We start from the raw sequence: 462 nt of genomic DNA, 5'->3' as shown, positions 1-462 counted from the left end.
GGTGACGAAGCTCGATGGGACCGTGTCCTCGGGTGTCTGCCAATCCATGTCTAGGCAAGTATCCCCAATAGCGCGGGGCCCGATGTCATTGTTACGACATCGGGCCCCGGCAGGGCGGGCGCGTGGCCCCTCGGTCAGGCGATCTGGGAGGAACTCGTCGCGGTCCGTGCCGCGGCGAAACCGGCGCTCAGATCGGCGATGATGTCGTCGAGGGTCTCGAGGCGGAGCGAAAGGCGAAGGAGGGCCGGGGTGACGCCGGAGGGGAGCTGCTGCTCCGGGGGGGGCTGCGGGTGGGGGGTGGGCGCCGGGTGGATGATGAGGCTGCGCACGGCACCGATGTTGTAGAGGTGGCTGAACAGCGTCACGGTGTTGACGAGGGCGCGGCCGGCCTCCACCCCACCCGTGAGCGCGGACGACAGAACGGCACCGGCGCCCTTGGGGGCGTACGCGTTGGCCTTGGCG

1 protein-coding gene is annotated in these 462 nt (G+C 69.9%); it reads right to left on the bottom strand.

Going from position 1 to position 462, the window contains the following annotated elements:
• Positions 1 to 134 precede the first annotated feature (134 nt).
• Positions 135 to 462 (bottom strand): PLP-dependent transferase (locus FVP33_RS19020; RefSeq protein ID WP_187270815.1); only part of this gene is annotated, 328 nt, incomplete at its 5' end.

This window comes from Lacisediminihabitans profunda (genome assembly GCF_008040105.1).
GTDB lineage: Bacteria > Actinomycetota > Actinomycetes > Actinomycetales > Microbacteriaceae > Lacisediminihabitans > Lacisediminihabitans profunda.
Note: the sequence above shows the minus strand (reverse complement) of the source record. Positions and strands in the feature narration are given on the sequence as shown.